Genomic DNA, 23,177 nt, shown 5'->3' with positions numbered 1-23,177 from the left:
TATTATATTTAAGAATGAATCAGCCAAAACTTATCTGCAAAAACTGCGGTAATCATTTTTACGGCAAGTACTGTAACAAATGCGGTGAAAAGGTTTATGGTGAACATGATAAATCGATTATTCACTTTCTGGAAGAGGGTGTACATTTTATAACACACCTGGAAGGCACGCTGTTTACTACATTGCGTACCATCTTTTCAAAGCCGGGTAAACTCAGTCTCGACTATTGTAATGGCATCCGTAAGAAATATTTCAAACCTCTTTCCTTTTTTATTCTTTTAGTGATTTTCTATCTGTTCTTCCCGGTTTTCGAAGGGTTAAATATGAAAATGGAATACTATCCAAAGCAAGATCTTTATGGGGCTTATGCGCAACAAAAAATAGATCAAAAATCGAATGAACTGGGGATAACCGTTAGCGAACTCTCAGAAAAATTTCATACAAAATCTGAGAAAGCTTCAAAATTTTTACTGCTGGTTATTATTCCTTTTACTGCCCTATTATTCTTTGGTTTAGCCTTTTTCAGACGTAAATACTTCTTTGATCATATAGTATTTGCAGCAGAAGTTAATTCAGTGTATCTGTTATGGGGGTTTCTATTGCTGCCTTTACTGATTTCGACTATCAATTTAATTGCTCACTGGCTGTCGGGTATCTATATTTCTTTTTACGATCGAATACTTGGTATTCTTATTTACGGTGGACTATCTATTTACCTTGGTATTGCTGTAAAACGGTTCTATGCATTCAAATGGTGGCAATCGTTGCTTTTTGTAATTGCTTTTTTCTTTGTTCATTCATTTATTGTTTACAGTTTGTACAAATTCCTTTTATTTGTAACAGTTATTAATCAAATTCACTAGTATGAAATTACTTGAAGGAAAAGTTGCCATTGTAACCGGTGCCGCACGTGGAATTGGCGAAGCCGTTGCCATTAAATTTGCTGAGCATGGTGCAAATATTGCGTTTACCTATGTAAGCGATGGCAGTAAAGAAAAAGCCGCTGTACTTGAAGCAAAGCTGCAGGGAATGGGCGTAAAAGCAAAAGCATATCAAAGCAATGCAGGTGATTTTGCTGCCTGTGAAACCTTTGTAACCGATGTGCTGAAAGAATTCGGCACTGTTGATATTTGTGTAAACAATGCAGGTATTTCGAAAGACAATCTGTTGCTGCGTATGAGTGTGGAGCAGTGGGAAGATGTGATCAAAGTAAACCTCAACTCGGTGTTTTATATGACCAAGCAGATCATTAAACCGATGATGAAAGCCAGAAGCGGCTCCATCATTAACATGAGCAGTGTGATCGGTGAAATGGGAAATGCAGGACAAACCAGTTATGCAGCCAGTAAAGCCGGAGTGATCGGGTTTACAAAGTCAGTGGCCAAGGAACTTGGTAGCCGCAACATCCGTTGCAATGCTGTTGCGCCGGGTTTTGTTGAAACCGATATGACGAGTTATTTAAAAGAAGGCGAAGCTGCCGATAAATACAAAGCCGGCATTCCGTTGGGGCGCTTCGCAAGTGCCGAGGAAATTGCCAACACCTGCCTGTTTCTGGCCAGCGATATGGGTGCCTATATTACCGGACAAACCATTAGTGTTTGCGGAGGTTTAAATATTTGACAAACAGTTGATAGTCAACTGTTGTTTAACTGTAAAATGATAAAGGTTTTCGAACCTTTATCATTTTTTTATGTTAATCTCGCAGTTATAGGTATATTTTTGCATCCCGGTATGAAGAAAAAACTGATCAGCATAGTACTTACGCTCGTATTGAGCATACAGCTGCTTCCTTTGGCGCAGATCAGTGCTATGATGTACCAGAATCAACAGATGACGGAAGAAATTCCGCATAGCGATAAGTCGGTAACTCCTTCTTTTACTGAAGAAATTCACAAGCACTTTGTCACTGCCAGTCATGAAGAATTAATGCAACTGGCTGAACTTCGTGTCGTTGAAAGCATTCATCATGCTGAAACTATTTACTCCCGCTTTTCAGATGATGTGCAAACGCAACCTCCAAATGCCTGATGGCTTTCATTGCCGGTAACTTCAATGCCGTAAACAACGGATAACGGAGTTGCCTGAACATAATTCATTTCTTTTCCCTTATTAGATTCTGAATCTGTATTCGTATTAGAACATGTACGTGTTGATATTAATTGATCGAATCAAATCATCATTTTAATTTCTGCATGGTTTTAATTGGTAACAGATGTGTTTACAACCAACAGATGCAAATTTGAATTTGCCTGTTAAATCAACTGAATAATGAAATCGTATACAAAGTATTTAAAAACAGATTTGCTGTCCGGCCTCATCGTCTTCCTGGTAGCATTACCATTGTGTCTAGGCATTGCGTTGGCCAGTGGTGCTCCGCTTTTTTCAGGAATTATTGCCGGTGTAATCGGAGGTATTGTAGTAGGTATGTTGAGCGGTTCACAGTTGAGTGTAACCGGACCAGCGGCCGGACTTACAGCAATTGTATTGGCAGGTATCAGCACGTTGGGATCGTTCGAATTGTTTTTGCTTTCTGTTATGATCGCCGGAGCCATTCAACTTATTCTTGGCTTTTTGAAAGCGGGAACAATTTCCAATTACTTTCCTTCCAATGTTATTGAAGGAATGCTGGCCGGTATTGGTATCATTATTATTTTGAAACAAATACCACATGCGGTAGGATACGACAAGGATAGTGAAGGCGATTTTGCGTTCATTGAAAACAATACCGGTCATAACACCTTAACTGCAATTACCGATGCGATCAATTCTGTTCATTACGGTGCTATTATTATTACTTTGATCTCAGTTACTATTCTCATTGCATTCCAAAAAGTGCCTTTCCTGAAAAAGATCAAAGTGATCCCAGGTGGATTAGTAGCTGTTGTTGCAGGTGTATTGATCAACGAGCTTTTTATTGCAACAGGTTCAAACTTTGCCGTTGGGCAGGAGCATCTGGTAAACCTTCCGATTGCCAGTTCGTTCAGCGATTTTTTAAGCCAGTTCTCAATGCCTGACTTTTCGGGTTTCACCAACAGTTCCGTTTGGATTTTGGGAGTTACCATTGCTGTAGTTGCCAGTATTGAAACATTGCTTTGTCTTGAAGCAGCCGATAAAATGGATCCATTGAAACGTTATTCAAGCGGAAACAAAGAGTTAAGAGCACAGGGTGTTGGTAATTTATTATCGGGTTTAATTGGCGGTATCCCAATGACCTCAGTAATTGTGCGTACTTCCGCAAATATCAATTCCGGAGGTCGTACAAAAATGGCAACCATTGCACATGGTACATTCTTATTACTGGCGGTTATTCTGATCCCTTCTATCCTCAATAAAATACCATATGCTACACTAGCAGCGATCCTGATCCTTATTGGTTTGAAACTGGCAAGTCCGAAAGTATTCAAACACATGTGGCATAACGGTCGCTTTCAATTTATTCCATTTGTAATTACTGTTGTTGCTGTTGTGTTTACCGATCTGTTGAAAGGTGTAGGCATCGGCCTTGTATTCAGCATTCTGTTTATTCTGCGTGGTAATATGAAACTTGCTTACTTCTTCCGTAAGGATAAACATAAAGAAGGCGAGATCATCAAGATCAAACTGGCACAGGAAGTATCGTTCCTCAACAAAGCAGCCATCAAGCAAACACTTGTGCATCTGCCCGAAAACAGCAACGTAATTATTGACGCCAGTGAAACCGTGTACATAGATTATGATGTGCTGGAATTGGTAAAGGACTTTGTTGAATTTACCGCCGCTGATAAAAATATCAAAGTTGACCTGGTTGGTTTTAAAGAAGCTTACAAAATTGAAAATACGTTAAGCCATGTATCCGGCATGAAAAAAGAAATGCAGGAAGAATTAAATTAATACATTCATTCAATAAAAATCAAAATCAAACCTAAACATGAAATCATACGAAAAGCTTTTAATAGAAAACAAGGGATGGGCCGAAAGAAAAGTAAAGGAAGATCCCGAATTCTTCAGTCGTCTTGTTAATGTACAAACCCCTGAGTTTCTTTGGATCGGTTGCAGCGATAGCCGTGTACCACCAAATGAGATCACACAAACGCAACCCGGTGAAATTTTTATTCATCGTAACATTGCCAACATGGTTGTGCACACCGATCTGAATATGTTAAGTGTACTTGAATACGCCGTAAATGTGTTGAAAGTAAAACACATTATTGTGTGTGGGCACTATGGTTGTGGCGGTGTAAAAGCTGCAATGACAAGAAAGAGCATTGGTTTAATTAATAAGTGGTTACGGAACATTAAAGATGTGTATCGTTTTCACCGTGAAGAAGTAGATGCAATTGAATCGGAAGATGCAAGAACCAACCGTTTGATTGAATTGAATGTACAGGAACAGGTGATGAACCTGGCTAAAACTTCTATTGTACAAAGAGCATGGAAAGACAGGCAAGCTCCTCATTTACATGGATGGGTGTACGACCTGCACGACGGTATTATTAAAAATGTATTTGAAATGGAGGCCGGCACTCACCTTGATGAGCTATACGAATTTGACAATCTCTAAAATAGAATCCCCCGTTTGTAACGGGGGATTTTTTTATGCTTCCACTTTCAGGTTTCGTTTTTTAATGTATGCATGCCACAACATCATGGCTGCCACTGTCCGGTAAGGTCTCCATGGCTCGGCAATCGCCAGCATTTCTTCTTTGCTGACATTTGGTTCCAGTTGTTTGGTTTCTTTTAAACTGTTCACCAATGCAATATCACCTAACGGAAAAAGATCAGTTCGTTGCAATGCATGCATGAGATACACATCGGTTGTCCAGTTACCAATTCCTTTGATGGAAGTTAAATGTGTACGCACCTCTTCATCTGTCATTGAACTGAATTTTTTCAATGGCAATTGCTTTGTTACAACTGCTGTTGCCAATTCTTTTGCATACACTTGTTTCTGCCTGGTAAAATAACACTCACGTAATTCCTCGTTACTCATTGCCAGTATTTTGGCAGGTGTAACAGCACCGATCTTTGCCTTTAAGCGTTTGTACGCTGCAAACGCTGCTGCTAACGAAACCTGCTGTTCGAGAATGGTGAGAATAAGCGTTTCAAACCCTTGCTTCCTCGTCCACATAGGCGGATAACCATGTTCGTTGATGATTGCTTTGAGATGTTTGTCTTTTTTTGAAAGAAGATCACAGTATGTTTGAAAGTTATCGGCAGAGAAAGTTTGAATCATTACGATGTGATAAAGAATAAAAAGAGTTGAACAGCATCTCCTACAACATAAAATTCTGTTGAAAGTTTAAACCAGCACGTTCTCTCTTTTTAGCTTTTTGCTTTAAATTTTTCGATTGCAGTTCTTGTAAACTCACTCAACACCAATCGTCCGCTGATCTTTGCACGTTCGATCAACAGTTCGTCCCAATGCTCGGTTCCTTTCCAGAATATTTTTTTCATTTCAGCCATTGCTTCCGGTGAAGAATGGGAAAGTGTAGTTACTAATTTTTCAATGGACTCATCCATGGCTTCAATAGTGGGATGCAGCTCAGCGAACAATCCTTTACGTTTCGCCCAATCGGAATTGCGCCAGTTGGAAGCATCGATGGAGAGTTGTGAAAAAGCAGATGTGCCGATCTTGCGTTCAACTGCAGGACCTACTACAAACGGACCAATGCCCACCGCCAGTTCACTCAACTTTACATCCGATCCTTCCACCGCAATTGCATAATCAGCTGCAGCCGCAATACCTACACCGCCGCCAACACATTTTCCATGGATACGTGCTACAATAAACTTGGGGCACTTCCGCATAGCGTTGATCACTTTTGCAAATCCGCTGAAAAACTGCAGACCTTCCTGTTCATTTTTGATAGCGATCAATTCATCAAAACTTGCACCGGCGCAAAATGCTTTTGTACCAGCCGATTTTAAGATCACCACATGTGTTTTAGGATCTACCGCAGCATGTTGTATACTATGCGCCAGTTCATTCAATAAATGGCCGGGCAACGAATTACTTTGCGGATGAAAAAACTCGATCGTTGTTATTCCCTGATGTGTTTCGGATTTTATGTAGGCTTCGTTTACTTGTGTTGTCATGGCTTCTGTTTTTAATCCACACTTAAATTACGCAGCAGTTTCCAGATTTGCAATGAGTTATTGTTTCAATTTTTTTACCATCGTTAAAATAGTTGCAACCCCCGTTAATTCATCTGTTTCATCCAAAAATTCAACCAACCACTTTACAATTCCCTTTTCAATATCATCACCCCGTTTGAAGTCTGCAGGATTTTCAACGATGCGTTTATCATTCGGCAATTTTTCTTTACAGGTAAAGCGGATATACACTTCTGCACCGGGATAAACTGGTTTCGTAAATCGCAATTCATCAATCCCATAATTCAACAGCACAGGATTAATTTCATAACTGTCCACAAACAAACCGGCGGCAATACTCATAATAAAATAACCATGTGCCACCTGTTGCTCAAACATTGTACCGGTGAAATCAGTTGTTTTGATATGTGCGTAAAAATGATCTCCACTCAAATCAGCAAAGCGGTCAATATCTTCACTGGTAATGATTCTTTTTTCAGTAATGATCTGATCGCCGATCTCCAGCTCTTCGAAATATTTTTTAAACGGATGCTTGCCTGGCTCTTTTCCTTTGGCGTTTGGTTGATATACGTTTGTGATAGCTGTGATAGTTGTTGGTGAACCTTGTATTGCTGTACGTTGCAGGTAATGTTTTACACCACGCAATCCGCCCATTTCTTCACCACCCCCTGCACGACCCGGACCACCGTGCACCAATAATGGTAACGGTGAACCATGACCTGTACTTTCCTTGGCACACTCATTATTCAATACAAGTATTCGTCCGTGATGTGTTGCTGCACCAATTACATATTGCTTTGCAATTTTATGATCGGCTGTTACAATTGAAGAACACAAGCTACCCTTTCCAAGTTTGCTTAAGGCTATTGCTTCATCCATTGTTTTGTACGGCATAATGGTACTCACCGGACCAAACGCTTCTACTTCATGCACTTCAGTTGAAGCCCAAGGCGATTCATTCTTCAATAAGATGGGTGAAAGAAACGCACCTTTGCTTGCATCTGCATCCACCACATTTACACTATCCAAACTACCGTATACAATTTGTGATGATGCTAATAATTTCTGCACCTGCTCTCTTACTTCTTTACGTTGTGTTTCACCAGCCAACGAACCCATCCGCACTTTTTCGTTGAGCGGATTACCGATGGTTGTTTGCGATAGTGAAGTTGATATTGCTTTCCACAGATCTTCCATCTTACTTTCAGGAACAAATATTCTGCGGATGCCGGTACAACGTTGTCCGGCTTTTAACGTCATTTCTTTTCGTACTTCTTTAATAAAAATATCCCACTCGGGCATACCCGGGTTTACATCATCACCTAACACAATACAGTTGAGCGAATCTGCTTCCATATTGAACGGTACATTTTCTCGAAGAATATTTGGATTCGATTTCAACATTAAGCCCGTTGATGCACTTCCGGTAAACGTTACCACATCCTGGCTGGTTACATGATCTAATAAATCACCTGCACTGCCACAAAGCAATTGCAATGCACCTTCGGGTAAAATATTTGATGCAATAATTTCTTTTACCACCGCTTCCGTTAAGTAAGAAGTAACCGTTGCCGGTTTTACAATAGCCGGTACGCCGGCTAATAAATTCACGGCGATTTTTTCGAGCATTCCCCACACGGGGAAATTAAATGCATTAATGTGTACAGCCACTCCTTCTTTCGGCACAAGAATATGTGTGCCCATGAACGTATTGTTCTTACTAAGGTTATGACTATCGCCATCAATACAAAACACTTCATCGGGAAATTTGCGGCGAAGCGATGCGTTGGCGAACAAGTTGCCAATACCTCCCTCAATATCTACCCAGCTATCTGCTTTGGTAGCACCGCTTTGATAAGAAATTACATAGAATTTATCGAGATGATTGCGAAGATGGATCGCTACAGCTTTCAACATATTTCCACGTTCGTGAAACGTCATCTTTCGCAAAGCAGGATTGCCCACTGTACGTCCGTATGCAAGAATGGATTTGAAATCTAATCCTTTGGTGGAAGCTGAACCGATTGCTTCGCCGGTTACTGCATTGTACAATGCCTGTCCTTCACCATCGCCATTGATCCAATGACCGGTGATATAATTACCCAGTTTATTCATATTTGCTAATAATCGTTAGGCTGCTAAGTTACTGCAGAAGAGAGTTCAGTAAATACCTTGCTTCATTTTTAACGCATCAAACCAAACTGACGCAGGTGATGGGTAACATGTTTGTAGTGCAGCCGCACCCATTCTTCAAAGTTCAATTCGCCAAATACAGGATGCACAGCTGTGGCTGCTGGGTTCGTTTCATAAAAATGAAAGAAATGGTTTACTTCTTTTTCCAGTTTGGCAACAGCTTCCTCGGGTGAAGCATAATGAACAGGAAAGGGTTCTTCACCAATAATACTTGCGGGAGCTTTTGTGTTTTCTCTGAACTGTTTATCGCTCATTAAAAATTCTTTGAGCTTGGGCATATGTTCAGGTGGGGAAACAAGATCGAACTTGAGTTTATGTGTTGATACTTTAAAGAACGCAGCCACATGTTCGGCCATTTGCTGAAAATTCATTTTGCCCCATTGGGGTACAATGGCAGTATCGGCTGATTTTACCAGCAAGATGTATTGATTTTTCAGGAAATCTATTTTTTCATCCATACAATTGTTTTATAGCCAAATGTAAGTCATTAATTTTTTGGCGAATCCTATGCAGCGTACACTAAAAAACCGCAAACTTTCGCTTGCGGCCTTAACCAGATTTTGGGTAACCCTGTCTTCTTATTCAAAAGAAAATTTTCCCAGCCATATTTTTTCATAATCATCATCATGGCCAATATAATATCGTGTATTTGTTTTCTCGTCGGTTAAACTTGTGTGATATCGATAAACGAGAAACTTTCCTTTTTCACCTAACCCTGTAAAATCTCCAACAGTGCTTGCTGAAAGATTGATCTTAGCAATACGTGGAAAATAATGTGGCGCATAAGAAGCACTTCCATTATATGCATCTGCAATTGACTCGTAAAACTTCACTACTTTAATTTCCATCAACTCCCAGTAAGCAGTACTGCCGTCGGCACTAAGAACAAAGCTTTGAGCACCTGGATACGATTCACTTTTACTATCATCAAATTCTTTTTCTACTGCATACTGTGCCTTTAATGTTCCGTTCTTATCAAAATGAAGACAAACATAATCGTAGTACTGATAGCTATACGAACTGCCTTTATTCGTAATTTTTTTGTCATTCAATTGACCGGCAACCAGATAATCACCGGCAGGTGTTATAACAATATTCTGTACCACCATTTTCTTCCCCTCATAAGGATGGCTTTTCTTTTGCGAAGGAGGTGTTAGTACTTTTTTTTTGAAATCTTTCACCGGCGTAGTAGTTGCCAACAGCAATTGTCCTTTTGAAATACGTAGTAAATGAAAATTATCAAACTCATGACCCATCACCTTTTTTTCATACTTATCCATTTGCTTGTTGGCGCCGGTTGAATAACCCGGATTGTCAATCGGCGCATAACTGGTAAAGACTTCGCTATAGGCATCATTACTTTTATCGGAACCTGCAACAAAGAAAAGATCGCCGTTCACTTCAGTATAGTCCATGATCAGTGTATTGGGAGAAGGCGCATTGAATTCATTGCTGCTAACCAGTTCACCTTTGATGGTAAATTCTGTAATAGTATATTTTTTTGTATCTGCTGCTCCTTTATTTGGTGCAAATACTGCGAACACATTTCCTGATTGCAACTTGCCGCAATACACCAGTGAATAATTTCCATTGAGTGGCACCTTTGTTTCTTTCAAATTCAGATCATTACTGATATGCAGGTAAACAAACTGATCATCATCATCCTTCCCTTTATCATAGCTTGCCAGCACCAACACACTTCCATCATCGTCATTATCATAAGAAGCAAAGCCTTTATACTTGCTGTCGTTATTCTTTGGCTTTACAGTTTCTTTTGATAACCTTTTTCCAAATTGATAGGTTTGGCGATCGTAATTCCAGTTAACTTCCCACACCTGCTGCTGAAGTGTAAGATTCATGCTTAACACATTGAAGGAGTTTGACCCTCCAACAAAAGCAGAAACAGAGGTCATTTTTTTATCAGGATTTGTTTTCTTGTTTTCTTTCGTTGGTTGAATGCCAACATAACCAAGACTTTTATCAAACACATAATCTTCATACGCTATCTGATCGCTTTTCTTATCAACCTTCATTTTATAAGTGAGCTTGATATTACCGTCGTCTGCAAAAACAGCATCGACCAACATCCCTTTTTTTGCAGCCTTTGAAAGTTCCTGGCTGGTTTCTTTTGTTTGTGCTGAAAGACAACTATACGTCGTCAGTGCCAGAACGGCAATAACTATCCTTTTCATACTGTGTGATTTTGGTGAAGACTAAACTAAAACCAATTACAGGTTTTAAAAATGTGAGAATAGTAGTAGTACAGAAATCTATTTTTTTAGTGACAGTAATCTTGAATTCACCCTGCGAATATCTTGAATCGTTTTATGTTGATAGGTTAAGTAAGCAAAGGATGAACTAAATGCAATTATTCTTCACAAAATCATTCTAAATAACTTATTGCATTTTTGGGTAGCTGATAGAGGTAACCTGGCCAATATGATACATCAATTTCTCTTTCTCCCAATTGGATGGCATTTTTAAAGAGAATTGGGCAAAACGTATGCTTATTGGAATATCAGGAATTTGATACTGGAAAAGCTTTTCTGCATTAATAAAAAAACTAACTGTGTTGAACTCATCTTTCTTTACGGTGATTTCATTCCAGTCACCTTCCTTCCATGCTTTGGTTTTACCCGATTTTAATTCGTCGTAAGTGTCTTTACAGTTATTACATCGTGCACCGATTTTAAATTGGCCGTTATCGTTTATTTCGAAATTGGTATAATCCTCTCCGTTTGTATATGGAAACTCCGTGGTGAGTTTGATATACATTTTATCAGGGCCCGATTTTCGTTTTACCCAGAAACTTATTGAACGGCTAAATTCATATTCACGGCCCTTTTTATACCCCCGTTCGTTTGCAATGTTATACCAGCTTAGTTTCATCAATGAATCATACATAGGGAAGGGAAGCCCGTCGTTTAAGGCAGCCGTCATTCTTTGCTGCAGTTGTTTGCACTTTTCCTCCTCGGACTGACTAAATAAATTGGCCGCCCAAGGTATAGTACCATTTCCGCTAAAATCATCGGCTGTTATAATGGTATCATGCGGGAATGTTGCCCTGTTATATTCATTTTCTGAAACAGCTTCGTTGTATCTCGATTTGTTATAAGAAGCCGGTGGCCTGTAACGGCAATAACCATCTATCCAAATCTCACCCAAACTATTCGGCCCTTTTCTTGGTTTGACAAATTTACGGGGAGTATTTACTGAACCCGTGGACGCCTGGGCCGATTCCCTTCTTATCTCATCAGAAGTTTTATTCTTAAAAGTTCCGTTCTCATATTTAAAGGGACTGATATAACCCTGCGCATAGCTGCTGACGGAACCTAGCATGATAAAAAAAAGCAAAGCGGCAAATGCGAAAATTATTCTTTCATTCATAAAAAAATATTTGATGTTTTAAGAATAAACATTACAAAACTGAAAATTTTGAATGCTTATTAATAAACTACAAAATGAAAATAGAATAATGCTTTATCAGAAAAAATGTGAGAATAGTAGTATTACAGCAATCCCGTCTTTTTCAGTGCCTCCACTCTTGAGTTCACCTGGAGCTTTTCATAAATATTACGTATATGAGTACGCACTGTTTCAATACTCAGGAATAGCTGATCGGCAATTTCTTTGTAGCGATAGCCTTTGCTTAGCTGTTCCAGTATTTCCTGCTCCCGCCTGCTCAGTTCCTGGAAATAGTCATTCGTTTTTTCTCTTACTGCAAACGCTTCGATTACTTTACGAGCGATCTGGCTGCTAATGGGTGAACCACCGTTAAAAACATCTTCAATAGCTTCTACTACTTTTTCAGGTGGCGTACTTTTTAATAAATAACTTGTTGCGCCTGCTTTCAATGCCTGAAAAATTGTATCTGTATTATCATACACAGTCAGCACCATCATTTGCATGCGGGGGTGCAGCATTTTCAAACGTTGAATGCAATCAATGCCGCTCATTCCTGGAAGGTTCACATCAAACAATGCAATATCAACGGGATGAGAAGATAGTTCTTTCAAGGCCGTTTCTGCATCTGCAAAAAGCCGCAACTCCTCTACATCAATTTGCAATTGAATTTGCTCAGCAAGGTAGTGTCTCACCTTTTCATCATCTTCCGTAATTGCAATGGAACTTATTTTCACGTTTTAAAGATTGATGTATTCGATTATGTTATCAATGTGGGTTTAGTAGTAATTATCCAACGGGAATCGTAAATACATACTTCGTTCCGCTATCCCCGTTTGATTCTACATTCAAGCTGCCTTGTAATTCACTTATTCGTGCATGAATATTTTTTAACCCGTTACCGCTGTATTTCTTTTCGGTGTCAAAGCCGGTTCCATTGTCATTTATTTCGAAATGCAGAACCTGCTCCCGCAATGATGCATTAACAGATACTTGCTTTGCGCCACTATACTTAACTGCATTATGAACAATTTCTTTTACTACCAACAACAGATTGCGTCGTTGTTCATTGTTGAGAAAAATATGATCTGCATCCCCGGGAAAATGAATGCTGTATTCGATGCCGCTATATTCTAGCAGCTTGTGCATCTGCTCACGCAAATAAGCAAATAGCTGATCCAATGTTTTGTTTTCGGGATGAAGGCTCCAGATGATCTCACTCATATTGCTTACCAATTTTCTGCTGGCATCTGCAATACCTTCCAGTTCTTTATCGCCGTTTCCTGCTGATTTACTCTTGGCAGATTCACTCATCAAAATAATCTGCGTTAAGCCGGCTCCAATATCGTCGTGCATCTCTCTCGAAATACGCAAACGTTCTTTATCAAGTTGTGCCTGTTTCTTCAGTTCATTGAGTTTATGTTTCAACTTTCGTTGAGAAAGATATTTTGTAATTGCGATTGATACTGCCAGTATAATAAATGCAATTAAAATATAGAACCATACAGTTTCTGTAAATGGAGGTGCGGGCTGTTTGATCTGATACTTTGTTGCGAGGTATTCATTTACTGCTGCAAACTCTTCTTGATCAAGCGCTCTGTTATACAGGATGATCTCTGCAATATCACCATTCAATACTTCAAGTCGACCATTGGAGCCAATTTTTACCGGATTGGTATCCGGTTGATTATTGGTGATCGGAACTTTTATTTTCGGATCCCCTCGTCTGTAAATTGTAATGCTTGAATCGTTGGTACGCATTAACGACCCAACTTCCCATTGTTTCATTGCAACTGTAGCAAGCGGCATTCCTTCCGAGCCAACTCCATCATAATAAATATAAACATACTGGCTCGCACATAACTGCCAGGTAATTCCATTTCCCAGATATGTTGAAACCAGAGAACTGACGCCTCCGCCTGATGTAAAACTTGGGCCATTTAATCTGAAAACAATGAGAAGCGTACCTCGCTTGTTTTCGAACGTGACAAACGGAACAGTTTGCATATTATTATCCTTGCCATTGAACCGAATAACTGGAAAGCCATTTAGTTCATTCGGAACAAGAATTGGTTTGCTTTCGCCAACTACAAATGCATCGTGATGATTTCCGCTTTCATCGGCCCATACAAGAACCTTTGAGCCATCTGTTCTAACCGACGATCCTGTTTTTAGCCAAAGACCCAACCCATTCATTGGAATTTGTGCTGATGTTCTACTTACGTTCAGTAGACAGACAATAAAAAAAAGTACCTGCACATGATAGCGCATTTACATTTGAGATTTTGGTAGTTCAATATAACCAATTCTGCAGGTACAAAAACAAAAATCCCGTGCACTTTCGTACACGGGACCATATCAGGATTTCATTTAGTATTATCCTAAAGCTACACGCTTAAATTCAGTCACCTTTACATCACCTGCACTTTTCAGGTAATCACCTACACTCTTCGATGCATCTTTCACGAAAGCCTGTGCCAGCAATGTTTGCTCTTTGAAGAAGGCATTCATTTTTCCTTCAGCAATTTTGGCAATCATTTCATCGGGCTTACCTGCCATCTTCGGATCCTGCTTCATCAAATCAACAATGATATCTCTTTCACGTGTAACCACATCGGCAGGTACACTTTCAGGATCAACAGCAACAGGATTCATAGCAGCGATCTGCATCGCTACATCTTTGCCGGCATCTGCTGCTTCCTTGCTTAAGCCAACCAATACACCCATGCGGTTTGCACCGTGAATGTAAGAAGCAACATAAGGAGCTTCTACACGTTCAAATTTGCTGATACCGATTTTCTCGCCAATAGAAGCCAACTTATCATTAATAAGGTCGGCTACTTTCGCACCGTTCACAACCACTTCATTCAATTCGTCAACACTCTTTACGTTATTTGCTACAGCTGCATCTGCAATAGATTGTGCAAATGCAACAAAATCAGCATTCTTACTTACAAAGTCTGTTTCGCAACTAATGCAAACAACAAACCCTGTTGTACCATCCGCACTTGTTTGTGCAATTACCACACCTTCTTTCGCTTCACGGTCGCTACGTTTAGCAGCAACTTTCTGTCCTTGTTTACGCAACCAATCGATCGCTGCTTCAAAATCGCCGTTTGTTTCAGTTAATGCTTTACGGCAATCCATCATACCCGCACCAGTAGCCTGGCGGAGTTTATTAATATCCTGTGCACTTATTGTTACAGTAGACATATCGTTTAATTTGAAAATTTCTGAATTTGAAAATTTGAAAATGCTTTCTGCAAAAGTTCATATTTCAACTTAAGCAGAAAGCATTTCCGTTTTATAAGCAGGTTAATTTCTTAACCTTTACTTCCTGCCAATTATCTGGTTGAAGTACGCTTCTGTGTGCTTGGTACACGACGCTTTGGTGCGCCACCAGGACCACCGGCGTTACCACCAGGACCTCTTCCGGGGCCACGACCACCACGTCCGCCTCTGTCTCTTCCACCTTCTTCACCTTCATCAAAGCGTGGACCTTTGTCTTCTACTTCTTCTGAATCATCTTCTTCTTTTTCAACCTGGCGCTCAGCTAAACCTTCAGCAATTGCTGCAGTAATGTATTGTGTAATGATAGCGATCGACTTTGTAGCATCATCATTACCCAGAATAAAGTAATCTACTTTATTTGGATCGCAATTGGTATCTACCACACCAAATGTAGTTACACCTAAACGTTTTGCTTCAGACAATGCGATGTGCTCGTGACCAATATCAACCAGGAACAAAGCAGCAGGGATACGGCTCATGTTTGCGATACCGCCCAATACTTTTTCCATCTTTTCTTTATCACGGCTCAATTGTAAACGCTCTTTCTTGGTAATACTGTCGAATGAACCATCGCTCAGCATTTTTTCAATGCTTTGCATTTTCTTAACGCTCTTACGAACGGTATTGAAGTTGGTCAACATACCACCTAACCAACGGTCAGTTACGTAAGGCATGTTTACTTTTTGTGCACACTCAGTCACAATTTCTTTTGCCTGCTTCTTTGTAGCCACAAACATGATCTTTTTTCCGCTGCGTGCCAGTTGTTTCATAGCAGCTGCAGTTTCCTGCAAACCTTCAACGGTTTTATTGAGATCAATGATGTGAATGCCTTTCTTCTCAGCAAAGATGTAAGGCAACATCTTGGGGTTCCACTTCTTTTTCAGGTGACCGAAATGCACACCTGCTTCGAGTAATTGCTGTTGTAATGAAGTGTTATTTTCCATTGTATACTTTTTGTTATTGTATGTAATAGTTTGTAAGCGATCAGCTTTGAGCAGCGAGTTATGAGCAGTAAACTCATAACCCGTGGCTGTAGGCTCGAAGCTTGTTTGTTAACGTTTAGAGAACTGGTAGCTTCTACGTGCTTTCTTCTTACCAAATTTCTTACGTTCAACACCACGTGGGTCACGCTTTAATAAACCTGCAGCTTTCAATACAGGACGGTGTTCAGGATTCACTTCCAGCAATGCACGGGCAATACCCAGTTTCACCGCTTCAGCTTGTCCTTTAATACCGCCACCACTAGCGTTTACTTTAATATCAAACTTATCTAATGAATCAATTGTTTTTAAAGGCGCTTCTACCTGATTTTGTAAATACACCAGGCTGAAGTATTCTTTGTAGTTCTTGTCGTTCACGATAATTGTTCCGTTACCCTTGCTCAGAAATACACGGGTAATGGCTTCTTTACGGCGACCAACTGCGTTTTTTTGCTTTTCCATTTATGAGGAATTTGAAAATTTGAAAATTTGAAATTAGAACTTCAGTTCTTTAGGTTGTTGTGCTTTGTGCTGATGTTCAGCGCCAACGTACACAAATAATTTCTTGTACATTTTGCGGCCGAGACTGTTTTTCGGTAACATTCCCTTTACTGCACGCTCAACAATCACCTCAGGACGACGACGCATCAAATCCTTTGCGATTTCAATTTTCTGACCGCCGGGGTAACCACTAAAATTGTGATACTCTTTGTACTCGATCTTTGTACCTGTAAATACAACCTTATCGGCGTTAATTACAATTACATAATCGCCACAATCTACGTGTGGTGTGTAATACGCTTTGTTCTTGCCACGTAAAATAGCAGCAATCTTTGAACACATGCGGCCAACGGTTTGATTGGTGCCGTCTACAACGTACCAGTTACGCTGCACGGTAGCCTCGTTCGCATGTTTTGTAGTGAAATGTAGTTTACTCATTGTTTGTTGTTTTTCCACGCCATCCCGTGGTTTGTTGAAAAATTCCGTTTTTAGCAACGGGTCGCAAAGGTAGGCCTGCTGTTGCCACATCTCCAAAGAATTACAGGACTATTTTTTAGCGCACTTTCACAACCAGTTGATTTACAGTAAATATTTTGCACAATTTTTTTCATTGGTTTTCAAACACCTGAAAATAAAGGACTTTTTTGGGGCTATCGCCAGCAAAATCCTTAGGCAGCGTTGGTTCGGGCTGTACGCTGTAGTCCTCGTTTCGCTAAAGCTACACTACGGGCTGCCGCTTCCATCCCGCAGCCCATCAGGTATTAAGCTTTCAAACCACCGATTTCGTTACTCATTGCATTTCATTAAAATAAGATGTACTTTCAGAATGGCATCAGTTCACCCAAGTCCTCTTAACAGAAAAATTCTTTCCAATGCGAAAAGGGTTCCTCTTTCTGTTCATTGTTTGTACGGTAACGGTTTCGCTTGCGCAACCTTATGTTGATGTGTTGAATATGCGTACCATTCAATCGCCCGATCAAGGTCTCATCCGGCGGAACAATCATAAAAATTCATTTGAGTATTTTAATGCGTCGCTTACATTACCCATTCGTTTCAAAAAACCCGGTGGCGCACTCATCATTAGCCCGTATGTTGAAAACTGGCAGGTACATCTTCCTGATATCAATAAACAAGCATCGCTTGTTACAGAAAGAGATCAGTTTTTTCCAACCGGCATCGGACTTCCTATCACACTTCTCACACCTATTCCAAACTCTAAGTTATTGCTCAACATGACTGTGATACTGCGCAACAATGCAGAAAAACTAAACTTACCCGGATCGTTTCAGGCAGGGGGATATGTTGTTATGAATTATAAGATCAACCCAAAACTTACATTAAAAGCAGGGTTGTATTATAACCGTGAAGCCTTTGGTAATTTCTTTATGCCCATTGCCGGGTTAGAATATAAAATTGACAGCACGTTACAAATGTGGGGCGCATTACCCGGTTCATTCTTCCTTGAAAAAAAGCTAAAAAAGCGCTGGTATGCCGGTGTTACGTTTAAAGCCGTGAATAACAGCTACCAGTTATTTCATGGAAAGTATATTCAATTTAACGACAATCAACTTAGCCTGTTCTCCGATTTTTATTTCACCAAAAATCTTGTATTGAATCTTGAAGCAGGGCATAGTTTGTTTCGCCGAATAAGGATCGGAAGATCGGGAAGCATCAGGCAATACGTGTATGACGAAAAGGTAAATGACAACCTGCTGTTTCGTGTTTCAGCCATTTATCGTATTCGCTTATAAAAAATCGAAAAGAAAATTAATTAGAAGTAGGGCACTTATAAGAGGTGATACTAAACGTAACACCAACTGTTGCCATAATATATTGATCACGCTGGCCGCTGAAGCCACGTTGTGTGCCGGCAACGCCAATAGGAGTTCCTGTCTCGTAACTGCGATCCTGTAAAAAAGAGGCGGGTGAGCCAACCGGAAAAGCTGAGATACCGGCATACGTACCGGATACATCATCAATAAAATCTGTGGTAGTAAACCGATGTACAATTTCAAAATTAAAGTTTACTCTGTCGTTCCAGGCATATTTAACCCCAAGGCCCAAGGGAAATGCAAAGGCTGTTGTGGAATATAATTTACGGTCAGGATATGCAGCTGAACCCTGGCCTTCGGTGCCTAATGGACGAAGAAAGTATTTGGTATCGTTGAGGTAAGCGTATGGATCGAAACTGATAAATCCTGCACCAAAGGTTAAATAGGGGGTAAACCGCTGATTGGGATTGGTGGGATTGAAACGGAAAAAATTAAAATCGCCTTGCAACATCAGTTCCCACAAATTGGTATTAAAACTGAGATTACGACGCATTTGAAATTCATTCTTCTTTTCATACACATCGCTGTAACCTAACTGAGCAAAGTTGGCACCAATGCGAACAGCCACATAATCGTTGATCTGTTTACGAAAGAAAATACCGGCTGCAATTTTGGGACGGTTGAGCCTTTTATCCGGATTAAGATCGCCAAAATAATGGGCGGCCCCTACCTGTACACCAAATTCTCCATCATGACGGTATCCATCGTATTGTGCAGTTACAACAGATGGCAGTACAAATGAGCAAAATGCCAGTAAACAAAACAGTAATTTTTTCATCAGTAAAAATTCTCAGGAAAGTAATAACGCAAATATCAGGGTTTTCATATATCGTGCAGCGCTTACTGCTAATTTCTCCTGTCGAGACCCCACGATAATTTGTTGCGTAGGGTTTGCAGAAAATTATTTTCATTCAAACGAATGAGGCTTACTGTAAACTTTTCCTTTTTTACAGCCAGTTGAATGGTTTTCTGAACGATCTCCTTGCGGGAATCAAGTGTACACAAAAAGCTATCGGCTCTTCCTTCTATTTCAAAGGAAATGATATTGTCGTCTGGTACCACGATCGGCCTTACGTTTAGATTATGCGGAGCAACCGGTGTTATTACAAAACTACCTGAATCGGGAAATACAATGGGACCGTTACAACTAAGTGAATAGCCGGTTGAACCGGTTGGTGTGGCTACGATCAAACCATCAGCCCAGTAACTGTTTAAAAATTCGCCATTAAGATAGGCGTGAATTTTTATCATGGATGATGTATCCAGTTTGTGAATGGCAAATTCATTCAACGCATAGGGTGTTTCGCCAAAGAGTGGCATATTACTATCAAGATGAATCAATGTACGTTCATCTTCCACAAATGTTCGGTTTTTTAATGATGCAACCACTGTTTCCAATTCTTCCCGACCAATGCTGGCTAAAAATCCCAGTCTTCCAAAATTGATCCCCAACAATGGAATATCCTGGTTGCGGACCATGGTAACGGTGTCGAGCAGGGTACCATCGCCACCAAGGCTGATCATACATTCAAATGTATCATTGAGATCTTGTGATGAATGAAAAAGCGTTGGCTCAGTATCAAATGAAATATCCTGTTTTATTTGCTCATAAAACCCCCTGTACATACTTACATCAATATGTTGATCTTTCAATTCCTGAAGTAATCGCTGAATATCTTCTTTCTGATCCGATTCATATACCCTGCTGTAAATAGCTACTTTCATCAGCTGTTATTTTTTCGTATGGGTTGAAGTTTGTTGATTTTATGAGGTAAGCAACAATTCATCAACCGCTGCAGTATTTTTTTAAAAATCTCTGCGTACATGTAAAAATAATCCCTTTTCACCCAACTGGTTAAAGGAATATTCGAAGCGTGCAACAAAATCGTAATAGCTTAATACATCTATACCTGCACCATATGTATATAAAAACCTGTTGTTTAGAATACTGTTTGTATAAGCCGGCAAGTGGCTTGCTCCAATATCACCATAAACTTTAGCTACTATCTTGAACGGTATTTTTTTGTACTTCTCATTTTTAATAATGAATGTAGGCACATTCAAATTCAGGATCTCTTGCCGGATCGTTCCTTTTAATATGCCAGCCTGCACGCCGTCGATCACATAGTATTCCAATCCACGCAGGAAATAATCGCCATATCCCAATGCGCCCATGTTATACATTGGTTGCTGAAACGGCACTTTCACAATATAATAACCAACCGTTGAAACAGAGGTTTTTTTCGACAGCTGGAAAAACTTTCCGGCTTTACCGGAGAACTGCCACAAGTTCATTCCCTTTGCACCTAATCCTCTTTGTGTAAAGATGCCACTGAAAAGAAATCCCTTCCAGGGATATACATTGTTATTGGCATTGAAATATTGATAGCTGTACACAAACTCACCATATGCCTGCCGTATTTTGTTGTTGTTAAAATACGGAAGAAATCCTTTTAGTGAATTATCGGCAATGAGCTGATTAACACTATCAGGAATTTTTTCATCTACATAATTTAAACGGAATGTATGCCGGTGGTTCACTCCTTTCCTGATCGAATAACCTGCCTCAATTTTAAAAGTGGTGCGTACAAACTCATTGATCTGTGCATTACTAACGGGAAAGAACACCTGTTTATTACTATCTGTTGCATAGGTCATTTGGCGTGACTGCTTGTAATAGATGCCTCCGAGAAAACCTCTTTCCAGTTTTTTATCGGCATAAGGCTGTTCGTAAAAAATGGAATACTCTCTTGTATAGCCGTTGATAAAATTGAAGTTGAGTTTATCTCTACGGCCCGATACATTATCCCAATTTAATTTCAAACCATAATTTACCCGTTCAAGACTTCCACCTTGTTCTACCAGCCATTGATTGGGGTTTCGGTCTACCAATTTAAAATAGGGAAAGGGAAACAAATACCATCGTTCTTTTACATCAAATACGAGATCAATATTTTTTTCATCCCACGAAACAATGCGGGGAATAACTTCAAGAAAAAGTAACGTGTTCAACACATTCACCCTTGCCTGCTCAATTTGCTCTTCCAGTTGATTAGTAAAAAATTTTGAACCTGCCCGAAAAGGAACTTCACGAAGAATAATATATTCCTTTGTTTTTTTATTTCCTGTTACAATAAGAGTCCGTATAACAAGTTCAGCAGAATCAGGAAATTGACGAATGATTTTTTGCAGTTTTTCTTTTGCCGTATCTATGGCAACAGAAGGCTGTGCACAAATGTTTGCAGACAGCAAGTGAAAAAGAAAAAAGAAAAAAATACTATAAAAAAATTTCGGCAGCATAGATAGTTTTCCGCTAAGAACAGAACCTTAAATGTACTATGATTTGAGGAGAAAAAAGATACCGTTGAACAATCTAAATGTTAAGATAATTCATGAGGTGGTCGTAATTAAGGCGCAGTTCCTCTTCCGAAAGATTTTCACCAAAATATTGGATGATATTATACTCGTATCGTTCAAATGATGAAAGGATATCCTGAATATCGCTTTTGTTTACTTTGATAGCCACCATTAATTCACCGGTTGAAGGATCGGTCCAGGTATTGAGGTGAATGATCTTTGCATTGTTCGATTCAACAATGCGGCCGATCTCAGAAATATAAAAGCTGTTGGGCGACATTTGCAGAATAATTATTCCGCCTGGAATTGCTGCTGAATTATAGTGTGCTGTTGCCTGTAACAGATCTTCCATTGTAATGATGCCCATCAATTCCCCATCTTCTTTCACCACCGGTAACACACTCAGCTTTTGCTGATGCATGATTTTTAATGGAACAAGAAAAAAGTCAGCAGGGTTAATACGGGCGGGCACACCATTGTGCAGCATGGTTTCCACTGCTAATGTCACCTCCTTATCTTCGAGGTCTTCTTCATGTACCAAACCAATGTATTTGAGATCTTTTACAACAGGTAATTCTGTAACCCGATGCTCTTTCATGAAATCCATCGCCTGCCGAACCGTATCTGTGGCTTGTAGTGTGGGTATGTGATTTGATATGAGTTCGGCTGCTGTCATTGTCATTTGTTTCTTCTTTAGACGGGTACCGGGGTATTCAACTTGGTAAGAAACCCGTTTAATATTTCGTTAAACTCATCCGGTCGCTCCATCATGGGGGCGTGGCCGCATTTATCAATTAAATGCAATTCAGAGTTTGGAATCAGCTTGTTAAATTCTTTCCCTACAAACGGAGGTGTAATAGTATCATTATTCCCCCAAATAAGTAAAGTTGGTGTTTGAATTTCTTTCAACTCATCGCCAAGATTATTGCGGATGGCACTTTTTGCCAATGCGATCACCTTAATTACTTTCAACCGCACATTTACAATTTCATACACTTCATCTACTAGTTCCTTGGTTGCCATGGCAGGGTCGTAGAATGTTACTTCCGTTTTTTTACGAATGTATTCATAATCGCCACGCTTAGGATAAGTATCGCCCATTCCATTTTCAAACAACCCGGAGCTGCCCGTTAATATGAGCGACTTGATCCGCTCAGGATGTTTCAACACATGCACCAACGCCACATGACCACCCAATGAATTACCTAATAAATGAATATTGTTATAATTTTTGTACTCAATGAACTTTTGAACATACTTCTCCAGGCCACCAACTGTTGTATGTAACAGATCCAATTCAAATAAAGGCAGCATGGGAACCACCACTTTATTTCGCTGGCTGAAATAGTCGATCAGGTCCTTGAAGTTACTCAATGCACCAAATAACCCATGAAGCAACATCAACGGCTCGCCTTCGCCTGCTTCGATATACTTAAATTTTCCTTCCTGTATAATTTCGTAGTTCATGTACTGGCAGCAAATAACGGTTGTTAATTGCTAAAATAGTCGATTTGAGTGAAAAATTGTA

At 39.8% G+C, this 23,177-nt stretch carries 23 protein-coding genes; 6 read left to right on the top strand and 17 right to left on the bottom strand.

All coding sequences use genetic code 11. From position 1 onward, the window contains the following. Positions 1-14: 14 nt before the first annotated feature. The 5 genes from WG989_RS06400 to WG989_RS06380 all read left to right on the top strand — a co-directional run bounded on the left by WG989_RS06400 (position 15) and on the right by WG989_RS06380 (position 4,540). On the top strand, positions 15-863 hold the full coding sequence (locus WG989_RS06400; protein ID WP_340428131.1) for a DUF3667 domain-containing protein: 849 nt from the start codon (positions 15-17) through the stop codon (positions 861-863). 1 nt (position 864) lies between these two features. Continuing rightward, a complete protein-coding gene (fabG, locus tag WG989_RS06395) occupies positions 865-1,620 on the top strand; it encodes a 3-oxoacyl-[acyl-carrier-protein] reductase (protein ID WP_340428130.1) in 756 nt (251 codons plus the stop codon). A gap of 111 nt (positions 1,621-1,731) precedes the next feature. After that, positions 1,732-2,028 (top strand): hypothetical protein, encoded by a 297-nt coding sequence (locus WG989_RS06390; RefSeq protein WP_340428129.1) that lies wholly within the window; start codon positions 1,732-1,734, stop codon positions 2,026-2,028. A 240-nt stretch (positions 2,029-2,268) separates the two neighbouring features. After that, positions 2,269-3,870 carry a SulP family inorganic anion transporter gene (locus WG989_RS06385; RefSeq protein WP_340428128.1) on the top strand — a complete coding sequence of 534 codons (1,602 nt, stop codon included), beginning with the start codon at positions 2,269-2,271 and terminating at the stop codon, positions 3,868-3,870. 37 nt (positions 3,871-3,907) lie between these two features. Then, positions 3,908-4,540, top strand: coding sequence for a carbonic anhydrase (locus tag WG989_RS06380; RefSeq protein WP_340428127.1), 633 nt, complete (start codon positions 3,908-3,910; stop codon positions 4,538-4,540). Between the two features lie 33 nt (positions 4,541-4,573). Here WG989_RS06380 and WG989_RS06375 read toward each other — a convergent pair whose 3' ends face one another. From WG989_RS06375 to rplM, 12 genes are all read right to left on the bottom strand, one after another. Then, a complete protein-coding gene (locus WG989_RS06375; protein WP_340428126.1) occupies positions 4,574-5,212 on the bottom strand; it encodes a DNA-3-methyladenine glycosylase family protein in 639 nt (212 codons plus the stop codon). Positions 5,213-5,301: 89 nt separating this feature from the next. Continuing rightward, a complete protein-coding gene (locus tag WG989_RS06370; RefSeq protein WP_340428125.1) occupies positions 5,302-6,075 on the bottom strand; it encodes an enoyl-CoA hydratase/isomerase family protein in 774 nt (257 codons plus the stop codon). 57 nt (positions 6,076-6,132) lie between these two features. After that, entirely contained in the window at positions 6,133-8,208 is a 2,076-nt protein-coding gene (gene paaZ / locus WG989_RS06365) for a phenylacetic acid degradation bifunctional protein PaaZ (protein ID WP_340428124.1), read from the bottom strand. A 68-nt stretch (positions 8,209-8,276) separates the two neighbouring features. Next, the gene (locus tag WG989_RS06360) at positions 8,277-8,744 is read right to left on the bottom strand and encodes a DinB family protein (RefSeq protein ID WP_340428122.1); all 468 of its coding nucleotides are present in this window, start codon (positions 8,742-8,744) and stop codon (positions 8,277-8,279) included. Positions 8,745-8,864: 120 nt separating this feature from the next. After that, a complete protein-coding gene (locus WG989_RS06355; RefSeq protein WP_340428121.1) occupies positions 8,865-10,478 on the bottom strand; it encodes a hypothetical protein in 1,614 nt (537 codons plus the stop codon). A 205-nt stretch (positions 10,479-10,683) separates the two neighbouring features. After that, positions 10,684-11,673 carry a hypothetical protein gene (locus tag WG989_RS06350; protein ID WP_340428120.1) on the bottom strand — a complete coding sequence of 330 codons (990 nt, stop codon included), beginning with the start codon at positions 11,671-11,673 and terminating at the stop codon, positions 10,684-10,686. 122 nt (positions 11,674-11,795) lie between these two features. Next, entirely contained in the window at positions 11,796-12,425 is a 630-nt protein-coding gene (locus WG989_RS06345; protein WP_340428119.1) for a response regulator transcription factor, read from the bottom strand. 52 nt (positions 12,426-12,477) lie between these two features. Continuing rightward, positions 12,478-13,884, bottom strand: a complete 1,407-nt coding sequence (locus WG989_RS06340) for a sensor histidine kinase (RefSeq protein WP_340428117.1) — start codon at positions 13,882-13,884, stop codon at positions 12,478-12,480. A 180-nt stretch (positions 13,885-14,064) separates the two neighbouring features. Then, the gene (gene tsf / locus WG989_RS06335) at positions 14,065-14,901 is read right to left on the bottom strand and encodes a translation elongation factor Ts (protein WP_340428116.1); all 837 of its coding nucleotides are present in this window, start codon (positions 14,899-14,901) and stop codon (positions 14,065-14,067) included. 131 nt (positions 14,902-15,032) lie between these two features. Further along, positions 15,033-15,923 carry a 30S ribosomal protein S2 gene (gene rpsB / locus WG989_RS06330; RefSeq protein WP_340428115.1) on the bottom strand — a complete coding sequence of 297 codons (891 nt, stop codon included), beginning with the start codon at positions 15,921-15,923 and terminating at the stop codon, positions 15,033-15,035. 108 nt (positions 15,924-16,031) lie between these two features. Continuing rightward, positions 16,032-16,421, bottom strand: a complete 390-nt coding sequence (gene rpsI, locus WG989_RS06325) for a 30S ribosomal protein S9 (RefSeq protein ID WP_340428114.1) — start codon at positions 16,419-16,421, stop codon at positions 16,032-16,034. A gap of 33 nt (positions 16,422-16,454) precedes the next feature. Beyond that, positions 16,455-16,898, bottom strand: coding sequence for a 50S ribosomal protein L13 (rplM, locus tag WG989_RS06320; RefSeq protein WP_340428113.1), 444 nt, complete (start codon positions 16,896-16,898; stop codon positions 16,455-16,457). 434 nt (positions 16,899-17,332) lie between these two features. Here rplM and WG989_RS06315 point away from each other — a divergent pair, with 434 nt between their 5' ends. Further along, positions 17,333-18,211 (top strand): hypothetical protein, encoded by an 879-nt coding sequence (locus WG989_RS06315; protein ID WP_340428112.1) that lies wholly within the window; start codon positions 17,333-17,335, stop codon positions 18,209-18,211. 16 nt (positions 18,212-18,227) lie between these two features. Here the strand turns inward: WG989_RS06315 and porG are convergent, their stop codons facing one another. The 5 genes from porG to WG989_RS06290 all read right to left on the bottom strand — a co-directional run bounded on the left by porG (position 18,228) and on the right by WG989_RS06290 (position 23,116). Further along, positions 18,228-19,070, bottom strand: coding sequence for a type IX secretion system protein PorG (porG, locus tag WG989_RS06310; protein ID WP_340428111.1), 843 nt, complete (start codon positions 19,068-19,070; stop codon positions 18,228-18,230). Positions 19,071-19,138: 68 nt separating this feature from the next. Then, positions 19,139-20,017 carry an NAD kinase gene (locus WG989_RS06305; RefSeq protein WP_340428109.1) on the bottom strand — a complete coding sequence of 293 codons (879 nt, stop codon included), beginning with the start codon at positions 20,015-20,017 and terminating at the stop codon, positions 19,139-19,141. Positions 20,018-20,098: 81 nt separating this feature from the next. Continuing rightward, positions 20,099-21,592, bottom strand: coding sequence for a POTRA domain-containing protein (locus WG989_RS06300; protein ID WP_340428108.1), 1,494 nt, complete (start codon positions 21,590-21,592; stop codon positions 20,099-20,101). A gap of 73 nt (positions 21,593-21,665) precedes the next feature. After that, complete coding sequence (locus tag WG989_RS06295) at positions 21,666-22,325, bottom strand: CBS domain-containing protein (protein WP_340428107.1); 660 nt, start codon at positions 22,323-22,325, stop codon at positions 21,666-21,668. Between the two features lie 17 nt (positions 22,326-22,342). Beyond that, positions 22,343-23,116, bottom strand: coding sequence for an alpha/beta fold hydrolase (locus tag WG989_RS06290; protein ID WP_340428105.1), 774 nt, complete (start codon positions 23,114-23,116; stop codon positions 22,343-22,345). Positions 23,117-23,177 lie beyond the last annotated feature (61 nt).

The sequence above is a fragment of the Lacibacter sp. H407 genome, assembly GCF_037892605.1.
GTDB lineage: Bacteria > Bacteroidota > Bacteroidia > Chitinophagales > Chitinophagaceae > Lacibacter.
Note: the sequence above shows the minus strand (reverse complement) of the source record. Positions and strands in the feature narration are given on the sequence as shown.